An 18626-nucleotide genomic window follows, 5' to 3' on the forward strand; every position below is an offset into this window, starting at 1 on the left:
ATTTCTATGAAACAAATATATGGCTAAAAATAAATATATTTATATATTAATTATTGTTTAAATTAATTTTTATTTTTCTAATTTGAGTTTATCAATAAACCCTTTTTTTTCTTAAGCTTATCTGAATATGTAATACGTATTTCTATTTTTAAAATATATCGGTCAGTGAAAAAACGTAATAATAATTTGCCGGGTTAAAAAGTAAACGGTAATAAAAAATAATAATATAAAAATCACTTTCAAATTATTTAATAGGAATAAATAAAAGGAATATACGATGGACAAAAAAAAGACAAATGAACAGGTTGATACAAATCAAGCCAATCTTTCGGCTTATCATGGGTTATTATCAAATTCATTAGGGGTAATGAATACATCTCAGATAGTCACTGGAAACGGGCAAATTGCGTTAGATTTAGTTGTTGTTATCGATACCAGTGGTTCAATGGCTGATGAAGCAGGGGATTTAAGTAAACAGATTGATGCGACGATTGAAGCGGCATCAGCGAAGTGTCCATCCCATCTTAGAGCGACATTTTTAGGTATAGAAGGGAATTGGGCAAACACAAGGTTTGACCAATCTGCCAGTGAATATTTAATTAAGATAGGTACGAACGAAAGGGATCTACAAGCTAGATTGCCGTTTAAAGAACCCGACGGGCGAGATCACGCTGGAAATAAAGAGGATTTATGTCGCGCGGTTATTGATATTAGTAAACATTTTGATTGGCGTGATGATGCCCGTAGAGCTATTTTTGTATTGGGTGATGAAGGAATGGAAGGTGGTGGGGGAATTCTCACTCGTGCTGCGATTGCTAAAAATAATGAAGCCATATCGGTGGCTCAAGAAAGAGGAATTAAAGTATATACCTACCAAGGTACACCAGATGATAGCCCAACCAATCTAGATCGTTTCCCAACTCTTGCTGATAGAGATAACGTGACGAGAGAGTACGAACGGCTAGCCAAAGAAACCGACGGGCGTGCGTATATTTACACCACAGGGATTGCAAATTTCTCCTTGGTTTTACAGGAAATATTGTGTGACAGCTTAACACCACCAGTAAAACCCGATAAAGGCTTATTAAATTGTGATGCGGTGTGTGACAACTTGCCATTAATTATTAATACAGTAAATACATTGTCCGATATCATCAATAAAACAATCAACTCTTGTTGCCCAATAGACTCAGATACGAAACATGATGATTCGTGCCAGTGTCAGCATTAATGTTATAAAAAATAAAAGCGGGAAAATATTCCCGCTTTGTAATTATTATTGATAAGTTTCGTGGTTAATAAAAAATACCAATAATTGCACAGTGCGCGACAAACCCGACCATCAATGGTACAGCGGTTCGTTTCACGACATCAAAAGGTTGCAGTTTTGCCCCACTCGATACGGCAATAATAACCCCCGCGACTGGTGACATACCTCGACCCATGTGTGAAGCTTGTTGCATTGGTAGGATCATGGCAATTGGGTTAACGCCCATGCTATGCGCAATTTGTGGAATTAACTCAACGAATGCAAGGAATGGTGCATTACCTGAACCCATAATAATGGCTGCAGCAAGGGTCACTAATGCAAATACAATCGCCATGGCAAATGGTGGCAAGCCGACGGACTCAGCGCCTAAAATCAGTTGGTCAATTGCTCCACTGACTTTAATACCATGAGCGAACACACCAGCAGCAACCAATAAGCCAACTACATTACTGAATGCATGACCCATACCATTTAAAAATGTTTGGAAGCCATTACAAACCGTTTTGAAATTACGTACGCGAAGTGTTTCAATCACCATACAAATTGCCATCGCAATCAGTACGATAGTCACAACATCTAAGTGAATACCGGAAAAGAACAGATTGGATGTTCCTACTGCCATAATAATGGGTAACATAGGAAGAAGTGCATAATATCCAGGAACGGATTTAGTCATTTCTTCTTTTTCATGGGACTGAACAGCTTTACCAATTTCAGGCACGAAGCCTTGCTTACGGTCACAATGACGTTGCCAGAAAATATGGGTAATACCGACTACCAATACAGTGGCTAACGCGGCAGGGCCTTGATAGTAAAGTACATATTCAACAACAGACATATCGACAGCTTTTGCGCCACGGATAGCATCAATTGCCGTTGGAGTATAGGCCACACCAAGGGATGTAGCGATAACCCCAGCCGCAGAAGCAGGTGATAATCCCAAACCTATCATAATGGGGAACATGGTACCCATTAACAATACCGCTAAGCCCGTTGCTGATGGAATGGCTAATTGCAATATACTCGCCAACAAGAAAGAGAAAAATAGTAGTACATAAGGTGAACGCATATTTTTCAGTGGCTTGGTTGCAACACGTACTACCGCTTCATTGGCACCGATATGGTCCATATAGTGCGCAAAGCCCATCAATGCCATGATCATTAAACCGAGATCTGCTGCACGGCTACTGAATAAATCTCGCATGACTTCAAATGGATCGAGCCAAGTGATACCGGTGGTGGCGACATTTTTAGGGAGAATAGGCCCCCAGCCAAGGGCTAGGGTGAATATCATCAATACTAAGCCAGCAATTAATAATACTGGCTCAGCTTTGTATCCCTTCAAAATAAACCGCGCAACCAAAACAACGATAATCAGAACCGTTAGAATTGGGATCATGCTTTAGCTCCTGGTTTGAAGCGTTCTGCGGTGATTTGTACCACTTGTTTTAATACATCGCTGGCGGCGTGTAGGGACTTAACAGGTAGATATTCATAGATTGAATGGAAGTTATGTGCACCTGTGAAGATGTTAGGGCAAGGTAACCCATTTTGTGATAATGCGGCTCCATCATAGCCACCACGCATAGGAATGACTTTTGGTGTAATACCACAAGCTTGGTAGGCGTCAACAGCAATATCAATAGGGTAACGGTTATCACCTTGTAGGCTGTTGTAAACGTTAGAATAGCGATCTGATAGCTTACAAACAACACTTTCGCTGCCCCAGAGACTTTCACAGCTTTCTGCTAATTGTTTTAAAAAAGCCATACGTTTGCGATAGCCATCTTCGGTAAAATCGCGAACGTCCATTTTTAACACGGTACGAGCGCTATTACCTGACATTTGTTTCACCCAATAATAGCCTTCGCGACCATCTGTATATTCAGGTGCTTCACCGCCCGGTAACATGGCAATAAATTTTTGCGCCATTAATAATGAATTAACGAGTTTGCCTTTTGCAGACATTGGATGAGCTGATTTACCCGTAAAGATGATTTCGGCATCACCCGCATTCCAGTTTTCATACACAAGTTCACCAATACCGCAGCAGTCTAAGGTGTAAGCAAAATCTGCTCCAAACTCTTTAACATCAAAGACTTTTGCGCCACGGAGGCCTTGTTCTTCGTCCGGAACAAAACCAATTTTAATGGTTCCGTGCTTGATTTCTGGGTTTTGCTTAAAGTATTGCAGCATATCCATGATAGAGGCAATTGCCGCTTTATCGTCAGCACCTAATAGGCTGGTTCCATCAGTGACAATAATGTCATCACCAATGTAATTCACCAATTCAGGGAATTCACCCTTGCGTAGATAAATATTAAGCTCTTTATTCATGCATAAATCTTCACCGGTGTATGGCAAGATTTGCGCTTTAGTATCATTAGTTTGTTCTGCACTAGTGTCTAAGTGGCCAAAGAAAGCGACGGTTGGGACATCATAATCAAGGTTGGAAGGTAACGTTGCAGTGACAATGGCAGTGTCACGCAGTTTAATATCTTCAACGCCCAGAGCTTCTAGCTCCTGAACCAGTTGTTTCGCAAGGACACGTTGCCCTTCTGAGGATGGCATAATCCCTGCCGCGCCCTTTTCCCTATCAGTGGTGGTGTTAATTTTGGTGTAAGAAATAAACCGCTCAACAATATTCATTCTGTTAATTCCCCAGCATCTTATAGAATGCGTTTTACATTAGTTATATCTGTGACTGTAATTTCATTTCACAGTATTATTCTTGTATCACAACTAAAGATATTCTGAATATCAGACCTGTTGAGTTTTTCTAAGAAATGCTAGTGAGAATATAAAATTGATAATTAATAGTGGCATTATTCGTATAATGAATTAAAATGAGCGACTTTATTCCTACCTTATTTTTCCTAACTTTACATTGTTAAATTATTGATATTGATACGTGATAATATTCTTTCACAATGTATATTTTATTTAACACCTAGTATTAAACTTGCTCTATCTTAAATTTAATTAATATATATTTTTGTTGGATAATTAAAAGATAATTTATTCTAAAAATAAAAACAATTTTAATTTAACAACATTAATAGAAAGGTAGATGGAATGAATGCTTAAAATCATATTTTGACATTTTATTTCTTTATCTTTCATTTAGATAATTGAATAAATTTTATAATGCCCCTTATATTGGTTGATTTTTATAGGGTAGTGATAAAAATTTTTTTTGTATCGTTTCACATTGCCTCTACCTATCCTTCTTTGAAAGCAAATGAAGATTTACTATCGACTGTTTAACTACCCCTTGCTATGTAATTTCAAAGCAAAATTCCACTTTTGTGTTCAGTATCTCTAAATTATTTTTTTTGATTAAAAATCATTTGATTATGGTTATTTTTTCTAAGTTGTCATCATCTTTTTACAGCGAGGTAATCGACTTGTTTTCGATGAATTGCTTACTTTTTGTGATCTCTACTTGAATTTTGGTATTTTCGATCACTTACTTTTTGATCTTATGTAAAAGTATAAATAATATGTGTTAACCAGAAACGAAAGAAAACGTAAACAAAAAGAGGATGAAGCAATGACTGTTTCGCGCAGAACCTTTATAAAAGGATTAGCAGCCAGCGGTGCAGCAATGTCGGTTTCTAGTCCCATTTTAGCCAGTGATGGAAAACCTTCAAATATTAAGCCTTATCGGCCCGATAACTCCCCTAACTTATTGATAGTATTCCCCGATGAGATGCGTACCCATGCGTTACAATTTATGGGAGAAGACCCGTCAATTACCCCTAATTTAAATAAGTTTGCCAAACAATCAAAAGTCATGACACAAATGGCATCCAATTACCCACTATGTTCTCCATTTCGTGGCATGTTTATGACTGGGCAATATCCTGTACGTAACGGTATTACAGGCAACGCACACGATTATGGTGGGAAGGTAGGGATTGATTTATCACCTTACGCTAATTGTTGGTCTGATGTTTTGAAATCATTGGATTACAGCACGGGTTATATTGGTAAATGGCATTTAGATGCGCCATATGCACCTTTCATTGAAAGCTATAACAATCCGATGGAAGGGCGTTATTGGAATGAATGGGCTGCACCAAACCGCCGCCATGGCTTTGATTTTTGGTACTCCTATGGCACATATGATTTGCATATGAAACCGATGTATTGGGCCAATAATACACCACGAGAAAAACCTATTTATATCGACCAATGGGGACCAGAGCACGAAGCGGATATGGCCATAAAATTCTTACAGAATAAAAATGGGCAATACCGTGATAATACTAAGCCATTTGCACTGGTTGTTTCAATGAACCCTCCGCATTCACCGTATGACCAAGTCCCACAAAAATATCTTGATGTCTATAAAGGGAAAACCTCGCAAGAGTTAAATACTCGGCCAAACGTTAAATGGGATGTGGAATACCAAGAAGGTTATGGACCTCAATATTTTAAAGAATATCTGGCGATGGTAAACGGCGTCGATGAACAATTTGGTCGTATCGTTGATGAACTTGAAAAACAGGGACTTGCTGATAATACATTGGTCGTTTTCTTCTCTGATCATGGTAGTTGTCTTGGTGCAAATGGGCAGCCGACAAAAAATAACCCTTATGATGAATCAATGCGTGTTCCGATGATGTTTCGGTTACCGGGTAAAATTAAACCGGGGCAAGATGATGCATTAATGTCAGCACCGGATATCTACCCAACGATTCTCGGTTTATTAGGGTTAGAGCAATGGATTCCCGGCTCAGTTGAAGGGAGTAACTTAGCTGAACGTGTAATCACTGGTGAGGGCGATGTTGCCAATTCTCAACTTTACTTATTTATTCCATATGGTGAACCTTCGTTTGGTAAACGCGGAGTGAGAACGAAAACGCATACACTGGTTATTGATCGCCAAGATGGACAGCCACTGAAATATACGCTTTATGATAATGTGAATGACCCTTATCAAATGAAAAATGTGGCAGATGAAAACAAGCCAATTATTGATAAATTAATTAAAGATGAGCTCATACCGTGGTTAGAAAAAACCGGTGACTCTTGGAGACCAACAGAGTTTATTACGGCAACAACAAATAAATTAAATAAGAAAGTTTCAGCGTGTGAAGTTAAATAAATTATTTTTTGCCGCCTAATTAATTAGGCGGTAATAACTAAAAATAATGAAATTATTATTCTCTAATAAAACAGGGAATCACTATCCTCGTGCTTAAATAGCACACAGCTTTGGAATAAAGATAATGAAAAGATTAATTATTGCTAGTGCAGTGTTATTTGCAATTTCATCACAATCTGCTCTCGCAAATAACTATAAAACCACAATTGAATACCGTCACCAATATTTAGACGCATCAGGGAAAAGTGGAGATAGAATTAAAGCTTTCTTGGATACAGGAAAAAATATTGGATTTGAACTTGATGCACGTTATGGGAATAAAGATGGTGCCTATGATGCAATGAAAATTGATGGTTCAGAATTTTCAGCTTTTTATTATACAAAGTTGAACCCAAATTTAGTGGGACTTGTCGGTGCTTCTCTTGATTTTGATAAATTAGGTTTAGTTTATGTGCCTTATGTCCGTTTAAATTATACATTCGATAATGGTATTCGTTTGCAAGGCCGTTATAAATGGAAAGTATGGGATTATGGTCAAGCTGGGGAAAACGGCAGTAATTACCATTCTAAAATCCAGGAGTTTGATAGCTGGATAGGTTACAAATGGGGTAACTTAGATTTGCAATATCAATTAGATTTAATGTGGGAAATGGCTGACAACGCTCAACCTCTTTATAATGATAAGAAATTCGATTATCAACACAACGTTCGCCTTCGTTATGACATTAAAGCGGATGATGGTGCTTTATGGCGCCCATTTGTTGAAGTGGGTAATGTGAAAGAAAATAGGTTTTCAAGTGACCGCCAAACACGTTTCCGTGTAGGTATTCAATATACTTGGTAATATCGTTTTCTATTAAATACACCCACGAATTATCGTGGGTTAGGTTGTTGACAAAGCGGGATAAAAGCGTGGTTTTTCCCGCTTTGTGTTATCAGACGAAAATCAATAAATTGATTTTCCTAGTTTATTTTCAAAACCTATTAGACTTGCCGCCAAACACAATATGTTTGTCGGCAGTCTGACCCACGAATTATCGTGGGTTTTTTTTATTGTGCGCCGAGCATGGCGCGTAGCGCCTTGATTGGCGCTGTCTGTTGACTGTGGTGGCTAACAGGCGACTTGGAGGTGAAAGTCCTCTACACGCCCGATAAGGGGAAGTGTTAGCTGAACGGCAAGGGTGTTCACCGCGAGGTGAAATCTGAAGGAAGCTGAAAGCAAAATGCAGGTCTGACGAACAGGAAGCGGTTCAGGCGGCGCAGCGGGGTAAGGCGGCAATTATCGTCAACGCCCAATACTTATACGGAACGCTGTGACGTACAGCCGACAGACATAGGCAGGAAAGTCGCGCGAATTACCTCGGGAGATCTGCCATTGTGCCGCCGTGCTACCAACATCGAGAGGTGTTGGGATGCAATGACAGAAGTCAGCCGACGCCGTAGTAGTGCTAGCTAACCGACAGCATGAAGGGCTGAACATGTTTAACCGCAATTAGGACATTGATACTCGATGCCGATTAATGATGCACAAGGGCAAATGATTGCCGCCACAGGTCAGGATAGCGGACAGTATTCGCCAGAGCTGCCTCGTGGTGCTGAAATCGACACGGCGGTCAGTGGGAAAACGAAAGCGGAAGTGCCGTTGACAATGGAAACGGTGATAGAGAGAGCCAATATGATGCTCGCCTATCAGCGCGTAGTAGAAAACAAAGGTGCAGCAGGGGTAGATAACCTCAGTGTGCGTGAGTTGAAGCCATGGCTGAAAACAAACTGGGCAAGCATCAAAAGCGCCTTAATGACAGGGAGTTACCTCCCTCGGGCAATCCGTAAAATGGACATCGCAAAGCCAGATGGTGGAGTGAGAACATTGGGGATCCCGACAGTGGTAGATAGACTGATCCAACAAGCGATCGCGCAGAAACTGAGTCCAATGGTTGACTCGACCTTCTCAAAAGCCAGTTATGGCTTCCGCCCGAAACGCAACGCATGGCAGGCAGTGCGCCAAGCACAAATCTACATGAATAGCGGAAAACATTGGGTAGTTGATATAGATCTGGAAAAGTTCTTCGACAAGGTGGATCACGATATCTTGATGTCGCGACTCGCCCGCTGGGTCAAGGATAGACACGTATTGAGGTTGATACGTCGATACCTTGAAGCGGAGATGGTCGACAAAACAGAGAGGATAAAACGTGAACAGGGCATGCCGCAAGGCGGGCCATTGTCACCGCTGCTCTCAAATATCTTGTTGGACGAGTTGGATAAAGAGCTGGAGCGACGTGGACACGCATTTTGTCGCTATGCGGACGACTGCAATATCTATGTTAGCAGCCGTAAAGCGGGAGAACATCTGCTTAAGGATATCAGTGAGTATTTAGCGAAAACGTTAAAACTGACGGTAAACGAAAAGAAAAGTGCAGTGGCGCAACCTTGGGAACGGAAGTTCTTAGGGTACAGTGTGACACGGCACAAAGTTGTTCGACTGAAAGTGTCAAACACGAGCGTAGAAAGGCTAAAGGAGAAAATCCGCAGCCTGACCACGGGGCATAACTCGAAGTCAATCAAACGGGTCATTGAGGAACTGACACCGATCCTCAGAGGTTGGATCAGCTATTTTAGATACACGCAAGTGAAAGGTGTATTAGGAGAAATAGACAGTTGGATCAACAGGAAACTCCGTTGCTTGCTATGGCGGCAATGGAAACGGCCTTACACGCGAGCAAAGAAGTTAATGTTGGCAGGTTTAAGTGAGGAACGAGCCTGGAGTTCAGCGTGCAACCAACGAGGAGCGTGGTGGAACTCGGGAGCTAGCCATATGAACCAAGCGATAAAAGTCGCGATGTTACGTAGGGCAGGCTTACTATCATTGTTGGAACAACAACGGCAGTTCCAGTGTTAACATGAACCTCCGTATACGGAACCGTACGTACGGTGGTGTGAGAGGACGACGGGAGTGATCCCGTCTCCTACTCGATGCCTATTTTTAAAGAGAAGGGAGGAAGAAACACGGAAAAAAAGCAAGAAAAATGGCCAATAAATTGGCCAAAAGAAAGTAATGAAATGACAACTTGAGCAATGGTAAATCGGGTTGTAATGAATTAAATTTTGAGTTGAATAACTTCACTTGCTGCTAACAAATAGGCTCCTGCCCCATAATCCATATTATGTTCATACTTGACATCTCGCGGATTGAACGCCGGAAGCTGCACCCAACCTAACATGCCGTTAGGGTGAATACAGTTTTGTAGTGCACGCCATGATTTTTCGAGTAAAGGCAGATAACGCGTTTCTTCCAGTAAACCTTGGTTTAACCCCCATGCTAAGCCATAGCAAAATAATGCGGTGGCGCTACTTTCGGGTGAGGGGAAGTTTTGCGGGTCAAGTAAACTGGTACGCCAGAAGCCATCTTCTTGCTGGTATTGAATGACAGTTTCCATTAGCTCCGTAAATAAATTTACATATTGCTGGCGGGCAGGGAAATCATTAGGTAAAGATTGTAAGATACGAGGGATAGATGCAATGACCCAACCAATGCCTCGACTCCAAAATACTTTCTCACCATTTTTTTCACGCAATTCACCACCTTTACCATCAGGAATATAACGATAATCGCGATAAATTAAGCCAGTTTCAGGATCACGCAAATGTTCTATCGCATCCCAATAAGCGGTATGCATGTAATCGAAATAACGAGCGTCATTCGTTTTAGTTGATAATGCGGCAAAAGCCGGGGGGGCCATGAAAAGTGCATCACACCACCACCAGTCCTCTCGACCTAGTTTTGGCTCTGCTAACATAAGGTTGAATGCGTTAATAGTGGGCTCAAGAACTTCTGGATGATCAAATTGTGAACTCACAGCTAAATAGGCTTGGGTGCAGACGTGGTCATCGGCAAAGCGTGGGTTAGGCCCTGTGCGAAATCCAGTATGTAATGTGTAATCCAATACACCAGCAAGATATTCGTTATCTTGTGTTGCCTGCCATGCAGCCGCAACACAAGACCACAGAACACCACGTTCCCAGTCCGTATCTTTGATAAAACGGGTTTTGCCACTACGACGAAGTACACTGCGTACTTGGTTTTTTGATTGATAACGATAAACCCGTTTCATATCATCTAAAACCGTATTACGTTGTAATGGTTTTGGTAATGATGATTGTTCCATTATTTTCTCCAGATGGATTAGCGAGCTAACCAGCCACCATCAACGGCAATGGTATAACCATTAATATAGTCGCTTGCTTTGGAGGCTAAAAAGATGGCTGGTCCTGCTAAATCCCCAGGTGTTCCCCAGCGACCCGCAGGAATGCGCTCTAAGATAGCCGCATTGCGGTCTGCATCAGCGCGTAGTGCTGCTGTGTTGTCTGTTGCCATGTAACCTGGGGCGATTGCATTCACATTAATGTTGTATTGGGAAAGCTCAGTAGCAAGAGCACGAGTGAGCCCCATGACAGCGGACTTACTTGCTGTGTAAGATGGAACCCGAATACCACCTTGGAATGAGAGCATTGATGCAATATTAATAATTTTCCCGCCATTACCTTGCTTCACAAATTGGCGTGCAACGCGTTGAGATAAAAAGAATAAGGTTTTTTGATTAATATTAATCACATCGTCCCAATCTTTTTCACTAAACTCTAATAAGTCTTCACGGCGAATAATGCCCGCATTATTGACAAGGATATCAACATGGCCCATGGCGGATACTGCATCATCAACCAAAGTTTGTAACCCATCTTGTTCCATTAAATTCATGATAATATAGTGAAATTTACGGCCTAAAGCTTCAACTTGAGCACGTGTTTCAGGGGCATCTTGAATACCAACCCCAACAATATCCGCGCCAGCTTGGGCTAAACCAATTGCCATCCCTTGACCTAAACCGGTATTACATCCAGTGACAATCGCAACTTTTCCTGTTAAATCAAATAAGTTCATCTGTGCCTCACTTACGATGTGACAGTACTGCCACATCGTTTTTTATTATGTTAAAAAGATAAAAAGGTTATTTCAGATCTTTCATCGCGACATGGTCCATATCGTGGAATACCTGGTTTTCCCCAACCATTCCCCATATAAATGTATAAGCCGCAGTTCCCACGCCTGAGTGAATAGACCAGCTTGGGCTAATGACGGCTTGTTCATTACGAACAACAATATGGCGGGTTTCCGAAGGCTCGCCCATATAATGGAAAACAACGTTGTCTTCTTGCATATTGAAATACAGATACACTTCCATACGGCGCTCATGGGTATGGCATGGCATGGTATTCCATAAGCTACCGGGTTCGAGTACTGTCATGCCCATTGATAATTGGCAGGTTGGTAAAATAGATGGGTGTAAGAATTTATAAATGGTTCGAACGTTACAATTTTCAACATTACCCAATTTTTCTGGTGAAGCTTGTTCGATAGTAATTTTGCGTGTTGGATAGGTATGGTGTGCAGGAGCACTGTTGATGTAAAAACGTGCAGGGGTAACGGCATCGTTACTGATAAACTCGACAGATTTAGCACCCATACCAATATAAATAGCTTCTTTTGGTGCGATATCATAGGTTTCGCCGTCAACGATAACTTGACCTGTGCCCCCAATATTAATTGCACCCAGTTCACGACGCTCAAGAAAGAACTCAACGCCTAATGCTTTTCCTGCCATAAGAGTGAGTGGCTTTTGTGTTGGGACAATGCCACCCACAATAATGCGATCGATATGGCTATAAGTGAGATTCATTTCCCCTTCACGGAACAAGTTCTCGATCAGGAACTGTTTGCGTAAGCCTTCAGTATCAAGTGTTTTTGCATGCTCGCTGTGAATTGGTTGACGAATTTCCATTATAAATACCTCATGATTTACTGATAGGTAACCAACCTTAATGGTCGGTATCCCCGAATACAGAGTGAACGTGTTCACCTCTGATGAATGTGTCTGTTAGATAAAAATTATTATCAACAACGGCAAAACTAGCTTGAGCCCCAACTCGGATGTAGCCAAATTGGTCATCAATTCCAAGGTATTGAGCGGGGACCGATGTGGCCATTTGTACGGCTTCCCACTCAGGAACATGAGCGAGTTGCACCATATTGCGCAATGCGTTATCAAGGCTACATGTACTGCCCGCAAGAGAGCCATCGGCTGTGCGAGCTTGCCCTTGCGTGACTTTTACTGTTTGTGCACCAAGGGCATAATCACCATCTGGTAGGCCGCCAGCTCGCATACAATCTGTGATTAAAGCGAGCCGCTGATAACCTTTCATTCGATACGCTAGCTGCATCATGACGGGGTGAACATGAATGCCATCGGCAATCAGTTCCGCAAGAACATCGTGGTACAACACTGCGCCACAGCAACCAGGTTCTCTATGGTGTAAACCGGTCATCCCGTTATAAAGATGCACACCACAATCTGCTCCTTGGGAAAATGCAAGACTGGTTTGCATGAAATCGGCGGCGGTATGTGCAACACTGGTTTTAATACCGTGTTGTACTAACCAATCAATAGCCTCAATGGCGCCTTCAGCTTCAGGTGCAACTGCAACACGCAAAAGTGTGTGATTAGCACATTGCATAAGGTCTTCTAATTCATGAATGGTCGGCGATTTTAAGTACTTAACAGGATGTGAGCCTCGATGACGTTCAGTGAAGTAAGGGCCTTCTAAAAAACTGCCGACTAATTGGGCTCCTGATGTTTGCGGCTTGGTGATAAATTCACACACTTGGGTTAGTGCGCGTTTAATATCATTCATTGGTGCGGTGACGGTGGTTCCCACCCAAGCCGCAACGCCGGTTTTGACTAATGCATCAGCAATGGTTTGCAACCCTTGTTGGCTTGCATCCATGACGTCTGCACCAGCACGCCCATGAATATGGATATCAACAAACCCCGGTAGTAAGGAGCGGTCTTCAAGACGGATAACAGGGCAGTGTTCGGGAGCAGTATCCGTAATTTCCTGTATAACACCGTTGCACACTCGAACATACTGCTGATAGCGAATTCCTTCAGGAGTAAAGGTGCGATCCGCTAAAATGGCATATTGCTGTTTCATAGGCCATCTTCTTCAAATTCAGGCTCTGATATCATAGCCAGCTGCTGACGTAGGTCTTGGATACTGCTAGTACCAATATCCTGTAAGATAGAAAGAAGTTCTTTCGCATCAACGCCTTCACGTTCCAATGCCGCATTGACAATCATCGGCAAATTAACTCCAGCTAAAACTTCAACGGATTTATCTTCCATCATAATTGCCATGGCGCGGTTACAAGGGGTTCCACCAGGAAGGTCGGTAAGAAAAAGTACTTGTTCACAATTCATGGTGTCCATTGCTGCTCGCATTTGTTGTTCCAATTCGTCGGGAGAAAGGGTTTCAACAAAATCAATAAACACCATATTTTCCTGTTCACCTGCGATGGCTTTGACGGCGGAAGCCATACCGCTCGCAAAATTAATGTGCCCAGAAACAATCAAACCAATCATTTATAACTCCTTGCTGGTGGGTAACTTAGCTACCCACCTAAAAACAATTTAATACGATTTTGTTACATCACACCAAGTACATGACCAATAACACCGAAGGCTAAGACAGAGAAGATAAGTACTGGCGGTTTTGCCCAAAAGCCTGTCCCTTTCACCATTTTGAACATCAAAAAGACAAGACACAGAGGGAGTAAGTTAGGCATGATTTTGTCAAACAAGGCGGTTTGTAGTTCGACCACTTTGCCACCCACCTCGACAGCAGCAGTGGTTTGTACTTTTATGAAGGTGGCGGAAAGCGCCCCGATGACAAAAATCCCCATGATGTTGGCGGCTTTAGCGAGCTTTTCTGTTGCATCGCTCATGTTAACCATCGCTGCAGTACCTGCACGATATCCCATGAACATCAAACCGAAATAGACAAAAAAGTGAACAATTTGGTACAAAAAGAAGAAAACGAATGGGCCGGCAATTGATCCTTCCATTGCGATAGATGCACCTAATGCTAAAGTCAGTGGCATTAGTGTCATATGGTCGATAGCATCGCCAATTCCACCTGTTGGGCCCATACCTGCGACTTTCATGACGTTGACCGTAGAAGGCTTCTCTTTGTTTTCTTCCATGGCAACGGCAGTACCAAGTAAGAAAGTAAATAATTTTGGACTCGCATTGAAAAACTGTAAGTGATTTTTCAGTGCGGTTGCATAATCGCGTTTGTTATTACCATGAATTTTGCGTAGGGCTGGGATGATGGAGAATGCAAAGCCACCTCCTTGCATACGTTCAAAGTTAAAGTTACCTTCCATAAAGAGCCCACGAAAAGCACAGCGCCATAGATCGCCTTTCGTGATGACTTTGCGGACAGTGGTATCTTGATATTCATCAACGCCATCAACGTAGGATTCCACAGGTAAGTTTTTTGTTTCTACTGTTGTTTTGTTATCAGATACCATCTTCAAAATCCTCATTTTGTTGTGAGTTATTCTTGTTGTTGTTACCGCTGAAGAAGTAATACAGAGCCGCCGCAGATGCGCCGAGTATTGCGACTGCCATAATTGGCAGTTTGAGATAAGTGGTCATCACGAAACCAACAAAGAACACACCCGCCACTTCTTTTGACCACATAATTTTCAACAACATCGCGAAGCCAATTGCTGGAACCATTTTCGCCCCAATACCTAAGCCTTCGAGTAGCACTTTTGGTGTATTTTCATCAATCCACTGTGCTGCGTGTTCACCGAAGTAAACCGTTACAAAGGCGACGATCGCGTAGAGTAAAGAACGAACGGTAATTGTGGCGACTAATAACCGGGAGATCCCCGCCGCATCAGCTTTTTCAGCGTAGCGGTCAGCTTTACCCATGGTGAACGCGGTAATAGCAAAAAAGCCGATAATGATCATTTGCATGAGAACGGCAATTGGCATACCAATTCCCATCGCTACCGCTGGTGATTGATTTGTCATAATAGCGAATGCAACGGCGGCAATAGTGCCTAAAGTAACGTCAGGTGGCTGAGCTCCTGCATTTGGAACAAGCCCAAGCCAAGCTAATTCTAATGTTGCACCCGCAATTAAACCGACTTGCATATCACCCATAATCAGGCCGACAACAGGCCCTGTGATCAGTGGGCGGTGGATATTGAGTGCAACGTCATACTTATCTATACCGCAAAAGAAGGCCCATAAAGCCACAAGAGAAGCTTCATAAATCATAATAGTTTTCCTTAAACGCCTTAGTGTTAAGTTGTTATCTCAATCTGCTTATGCTGATGCGAGAGTAAGAACATTAACGGGGGTTTGATCGGGAGTATTTTGAATCGTGCAAGCGACTCCTTTGTCGACAAGCCGACGAAATGCTTCTAAGTCGCGATCATCCACAGACACTGTTTTGGTAATTTGGCGTTTTCCTTCATGGAAGTGCATATTGCCAACATTACAGTGCGTGATAGGAACGCCGCCTTCGACAAGGCGGGCAACATCTGTTGGGTTATTGCAAAGAATAAAGATTTTTTGACGAGGAGACGCTTTGTGAATGACATCGATGGTTTTTTCGATAGAGAAAAATCGGACGGCATATTCTCCACCCGCGGAGGCTTTCATTCCTGCTTGCATAAAAGCAGCATTAGGACCATCCGCAGCATCATCATTAGCGACAAGAATTAAATTTGCTTCAGTGTGTTTACCCCAAGTGATTCGAATTTGCCCATGTAATAAACGCTCATCGATTCGGGTCCAGACAATATTTGGTGCGTGCATATAATTGCTCTCTTATTATTAGCTATATTTATCATTAAGAAGGCATGAAGCCATCTTCTTGATATGAGAACGGGTAAATAGTGACACCTTGAACAACTCGATTAATTTCTCCGGTTGGAGATGGGTTATCCGGTGTATTCCCCAGTGCAATGGAACTATGGAATGCAAAGGCCTGCGCTAACATTAAATAAGGGAAAAATAGGGCTGAGTCTGAGCATTGCTCCATTTTTTTAATATAAACAAAACTTTCCTCTATTTGTGTGTCATCGGAAGAGGAGGTGACCGCGATCACTTTTGCTGACGCATTATCGTGAATTACCTCTCTTAATAAGTCAGTTTCATACTGTCTAGTGTATTTATCGTTTGACAGAAACAGCACGATTAACGTTTCCTTATTGACGATAGATTTCGGTCCATGGCGAAAGCCTAACGGTGTGTCGAAGTTAGCAACGACCTTACCAGCTGTTAATTCCAACATTTTTAGAGCCGCTTCTTGTGCGAGACCTTGTAGGCCACCACTACCTAAATAAATGACTCGTTTAAATTTACCCGCGTATTCTTCCCGGATACGATGGTTAAATTGAGTAAAAATGTCGTGATAATCGTAGAAATAAGGCTTAATTTCGTTTAAATAGAAGGATTCTGTTAAGAAAATACACAGTGCAGCCATCATCATGGATGAAAAGCTTGAAGTCATGGCTAATGAACGGTCATTTGACTCTTCAGGCATTAAAATGGCTAATGCATTGGTATTATTTTGGCAATAACGATATAGCTGTCCTTGCTCGTTACAGGTTAAAACTAAGTGGTAACATTGAGTGAGGCATTTTTCTGCCACATCGAGGGCGGCAACACTTTCTGGGCTATTGCCTGAGCGAGCAAAAGAAATTAATAACGTTGGTACGTCTTCCGCTAAATATTCTTTTGGATCAGCGACTAAATCCGTGGTGGCAATGGCATCCACGCGGCGTTTTAAATGACCAGTGAGAACGGGGGCAAGAGCGCGGCCGGCGAAAGCCGATGTTCCAGCACCTGTCATGATAATGCGTGCGTCCGATGCCTGAAGTACTTTAGCTAAAAATGTATCAATTTCAGTACGTTGCTCTTGTATTAGCTGGTTTGTTTTTTCCCAGCATTCAGGTTGTTGCTCAATTTCTTTTGCTGTCCAGAATGCGTTTAGCTTTTCGAGTTCGGGTGTTTGATAGCTTAAATATTCCATGTCAAACCTCAGTGACTAAATTTACATGCATCGGCATATACCGAAAGTACGTCGCGAATTTTTGCAAAAATAAAGGATTTCGCTGTGCCATCGAGCATGCCTTCTCTTAATTGTTGAAATTGATGCGGCATGTATTGGCTTAAAAGTGGTAACGGGATTGGTTTTGAAGATAAGTTAGCCATCAGTATTTCTATGGCTTGGTTAATTTCTTTATCAGGCCAGTAATAACGAATACGGTCACTAAAGCTATAAACGCGAGCAAAAGCTTGCTGCTGGGCATCGCCATGGTAGTATTTTTGCCAAAATTCGGGCTCACGACACATCAATTGTTCCATTTTCTCTTTTAAGTGAGAACACTGTTCTGCCGGGAACATTTCATTCTCAATTTCACACAGAGAATAGAGGGCTTCTCGCATAGCAAATGTTAAAGCTGGGCCAACTTTTAAAATGGCAAAGTGGTCTTGAACAAGCTGCTTATAAGCATCAGGTGTTTGGTAATCGGTTGAGTGTGCTTCAAAAACGAGATGAGGGTAATCATCAACTACTTGACTTAATGCTTGTGCTTTTTCGGGTTGATAATCAATAACACCAGTATGGTCAAATTCCACACCAGGTTGAACGACGAGGCCAATAACACGTGCCCAACAGTCACCGACACCTGCTTTTTCGAACGCTTTCGCATGGCAGTCTAAGGTTTTTCTCGCGGCTTCTGGATCTGTGACTTCAACACCTTCAAGCGCTTCAGTTGCTCCACCTGGTACGGGGACTTCAGTACCAATAACATACACGATATCGCTGTAACCAAATTTTTCTTTGGCGGTTTTTTCTGCAACAACAGCGAGTCGGGCGGCACGTTGTGCAACGATTTCATCCGTGAGTGGAACGGGGTCATCTGCGCAGGACATACTACAGTCAAGGTGGATTTTTTTGAACCCTGCGGCAACGTAATGTTCAATTAGAACATCGGCATTATCCATGGCATCAGCGGCATTAAGCCCTTGCCAACGATTCGGACCTAAATGGTCACCACCAAGAATTAACTTATTCAGAGGGAAATTGATTTTTTCTGCTTTTTCAATTACATAATTGAAAAAATCAGCCGGAGTCATACCCGTATAGCCACCAAATTGATCAACTTGATTTGATGTGGCTTCAATTAAAAGAAAGGAATCATCATCCAGCGCTTGGTGCAATGAAGCTTCAATAACAAATGGGTGGGCTGAGCAAACAGAATAAATGCCATTCTGTTTACCAAGTTTATTTTGCTGAACAATCTTTTCTAAAGGATGCATTAAT

The 18626-nt window shown here is 42.1% G+C and carries 16 protein-coding genes; 4 read left to right on the forward strand and 12 right to left on the reverse strand.

Going from position 1 to position 18626, the window contains the following annotated elements; translation table 11 throughout:
- Positions 1-277: 277 nt before the first annotated feature.
- A complete protein-coding gene (locus PSF09_RS19795) occupies positions 278-1231 on the forward strand; it encodes a VWA domain-containing protein (protein WP_210840412.1) in 954 nt (317 codons plus the stop codon).
- A 64-nt stretch (positions 1232-1295) separates the two neighbouring features.
- On the opposite strand, the gene dcuC is transcribed toward PSF09_RS19795, so the two are convergent.
- A complete protein-coding gene (gene dcuC / locus PSF09_RS19800) occupies positions 1296-2669 on the reverse strand; it encodes a C4-dicarboxylate transporter DcuC (protein ID WP_272666533.1) in 1374 nt (457 codons plus the stop codon).
- On the reverse strand, positions 2666-3919 hold the full coding sequence (pepT, locus tag PSF09_RS19805; RefSeq protein ID WP_272684385.1) for a peptidase T: 1254 nt from the start codon (positions 3917-3919) through the stop codon (positions 2666-2668). Before pepT ends, dcuC begins: the two co-directional genes overlap by 4 nt.
- 904 nt (positions 3920-4823) lie before the next feature.
- Here pepT and PSF09_RS19810 point away from each other — a divergent pair.
- From PSF09_RS19810 to ltrA, 3 genes are all read left to right on the forward strand, one after another.
- The gene (locus PSF09_RS19810) at positions 4824-6383 is read left to right on the forward strand and encodes a sulfatase-like hydrolase/transferase (protein ID WP_272666535.1); all 1560 of its coding nucleotides are present in this window, start codon (positions 4824-4826) and stop codon (positions 6381-6383) included.
- Positions 6384-6507: 124 nt separating this feature from the next.
- Positions 6508-7227 carry an oligogalacturonate-specific porin KdgM family protein gene (locus tag PSF09_RS19815; protein ID WP_115166432.1) on the forward strand — a complete coding sequence of 240 codons (720 nt, stop codon included), beginning with the start codon at positions 6508-6510 and terminating at the stop codon, positions 7225-7227.
- A gap of 666 nt (positions 7228-7893) precedes the next feature.
- Entirely contained in the window at positions 7894-9282 is a 1389-nt protein-coding gene (ltrA, locus tag PSF09_RS19820; protein WP_272684386.1) for a group II intron reverse transcriptase/maturase, read from the forward strand.
- A 199-nt stretch (positions 9283-9481) separates the two neighbouring features.
- On the opposite strand, the gene PSF09_RS19825 is transcribed toward ltrA, so the two are convergent.
- From PSF09_RS19825 to kbaZ, 10 genes are all read right to left on the reverse strand, one after another.
- Positions 9482-10549: a glycoside hydrolase family 88/105 protein gene (locus tag PSF09_RS19825; protein ID WP_272684387.1), complete on the reverse strand. Its 1068-nt coding sequence runs from the start codon at positions 10547-10549 to the stop codon at positions 9482-9484.
- A 17-nt stretch (positions 10550-10566) separates the two neighbouring features.
- Positions 10567-11322: a 2-dehydro-3-deoxy-D-gluconate 5-dehydrogenase KduD gene (kduD, locus tag PSF09_RS19830; RefSeq protein WP_272684388.1), complete on the reverse strand. Its 756-nt coding sequence runs from the start codon at positions 11320-11322 to the stop codon at positions 10567-10569.
- A 67-nt stretch (positions 11323-11389) separates the two neighbouring features.
- Entirely contained in the window at positions 11390-12220 is an 831-nt protein-coding gene (gene kduI, locus PSF09_RS19835) for a 5-dehydro-4-deoxy-D-glucuronate isomerase (protein ID WP_272684389.1), read from the reverse strand.
- A gap of 37 nt (positions 12221-12257) precedes the next feature.
- Positions 12258-13430 (reverse strand): N-acetylglucosamine-6-phosphate deacetylase, encoded by a 1173-nt coding sequence (gene nagA / locus PSF09_RS19840; RefSeq protein ID WP_272684390.1) that lies wholly within the window; start codon positions 13428-13430, stop codon positions 12258-12260.
- The gene (gene agaF / locus PSF09_RS19845; RefSeq protein ID WP_272684391.1) at positions 13427-13858 is read right to left on the reverse strand and encodes a PTS galactosamine/N-acetylgalactosamine transporter subunit IIA; all 432 of its coding nucleotides are present in this window, start codon (positions 13856-13858) and stop codon (positions 13427-13429) included. The genes nagA and agaF overlap by 4 nt, the downstream gene beginning before the upstream one ends.
- Positions 13859-13920: 62 nt before the next feature.
- Entirely contained in the window at positions 13921-14808 is an 888-nt protein-coding gene (locus PSF09_RS19850) for a PTS system mannose/fructose/sorbose family transporter subunit IID (RefSeq protein ID WP_117163054.1), read from the reverse strand.
- Positions 14798-15568 carry a PTS N-acetylgalactosamine transporter subunit IIC gene (agaW, locus tag PSF09_RS19855; protein WP_004264436.1) on the reverse strand — a complete coding sequence of 257 codons (771 nt, stop codon included), beginning with the start codon at positions 15566-15568 and terminating at the stop codon, positions 14798-14800. Before agaW ends, PSF09_RS19850 begins: the two co-directional genes overlap by 11 nt.
- A 48-nt stretch (positions 15569-15616) precedes the next feature.
- On the reverse strand, positions 15617-16111 hold the full coding sequence (agaV, locus tag PSF09_RS19860; protein WP_272684392.1) for a PTS N-acetylgalactosamine transporter subunit IIB: 495 nt from the start codon (positions 16109-16111) through the stop codon (positions 15617-15619).
- A gap of 34 nt (positions 16112-16145) precedes the next feature.
- On the reverse strand, positions 16146-17330 hold the full coding sequence (locus PSF09_RS19865) for an SIS domain-containing protein (protein WP_210836573.1): 1185 nt from the start codon (positions 17328-17330) through the stop codon (positions 16146-16148).
- Positions 17331-17338: 8 nt separating this feature from the next.
- The gene (kbaZ, locus tag PSF09_RS19870) at positions 17339-18622 is read right to left on the reverse strand and encodes a tagatose-bisphosphate aldolase subunit KbaZ (RefSeq protein ID WP_272666539.1); all 1284 of its coding nucleotides are present in this window, start codon (positions 18620-18622) and stop codon (positions 17339-17341) included.
- Positions 18623-18626: the final 4 nt, after the last annotated feature.

It is taken from the genome of Providencia sp. PROV141, from assembly GCF_028481645.1.
In the GTDB taxonomy this organism is placed as follows: domain Bacteria; phylum Pseudomonadota; class Gammaproteobacteria; order Enterobacterales; family Enterobacteriaceae; genus Providencia; species Providencia rettgeri.

Coding starts and splice junctions, on each gene's coding strand:
- agaF (WP_272684391.1), bottom strand. CDS start 13,858: ATGATTGGTTTGATTGTTTCTGGGCACATTAATTTTGCGAGCGGTATG.
- pepT (WP_272684385.1), bottom strand. CDS start 3,919: ATGAATATTGTTGAGCGGTTTATTTCTTACACCAAAATTAACACCACC.
- ltrA (WP_272684386.1), top strand. CDS start 7,894: ATGCCGATTAATGATGCACAAGGGCAAATGATTGCCGCCACAGGTCAG.
- PSF09_RS19795 (WP_210840412.1), top strand. CDS start 278: ATGGACAAAAAAAAGACAAATGAACAGGTTGATACAAATCAAGCCAAT.
- PSF09_RS19865 (WP_210836573.1), bottom strand. CDS start 17,330: ATGGAATATTTAAGCTATCAAACACCCGAACTCGAAAAGCTAAACGCA.
- agaV (WP_272684392.1), bottom strand. CDS start 16,111: ATGCACGCACCAAATATTGTCTGGACCCGAATCGATGAGCGTTTATTA.
- PSF09_RS19815 (WP_115166432.1), top strand. CDS start 6,508: ATGAAAAGATTAATTATTGCTAGTGCAGTGTTATTTGCAATTTCATCA.
- kduD (WP_272684388.1), bottom strand. CDS start 11,322: ATGAACTTATTTGATTTAACAGGAAAAGTTGCGATTGTCACTGGATGT.
- PSF09_RS19825 (WP_272684387.1), bottom strand. CDS start 10,549: ATGGAACAATCATCATTACCAAAACCATTACAACGTAATACGGTTTTA.
- kbaZ (WP_272666539.1), bottom strand. CDS start 18,622: ATGCATCCTTTAGAAAAGATTGTTCAGCAAAATAAACTTGGTAAACAG.
- kduI (WP_272684389.1), bottom strand. CDS start 12,220: ATGGAAATTCGTCAACCAATTCACAGCGAGCATGCAAAAACACTTGAT.
- dcuC (WP_272666533.1), bottom strand. CDS start 2,669: ATGATCCCAATTCTAACGGTTCTGATTATCGTTGTTTTGGTTGCGCGG.
- agaW (WP_004264436.1), bottom strand. CDS start 15,568: ATGATTTATGAAGCTTCTCTTGTGGCTTTATGGGCCTTCTTTTGCGGT.
- nagA (WP_272684390.1), bottom strand. CDS start 13,430: ATGAAACAGCAATATGCCATTTTAGCGGATCGCACCTTTACTCCTGAA.
- PSF09_RS19850 (WP_117163054.1), bottom strand. CDS start 14,808: ATGGTATCTGATAACAAAACAACAGTAGAAACAAAAAACTTACCTGTG.
- PSF09_RS19810 (WP_272666535.1), top strand. CDS start 4,824: ATGACTGTTTCGCGCAGAACCTTTATAAAAGGATTAGCAGCCAGCGGT.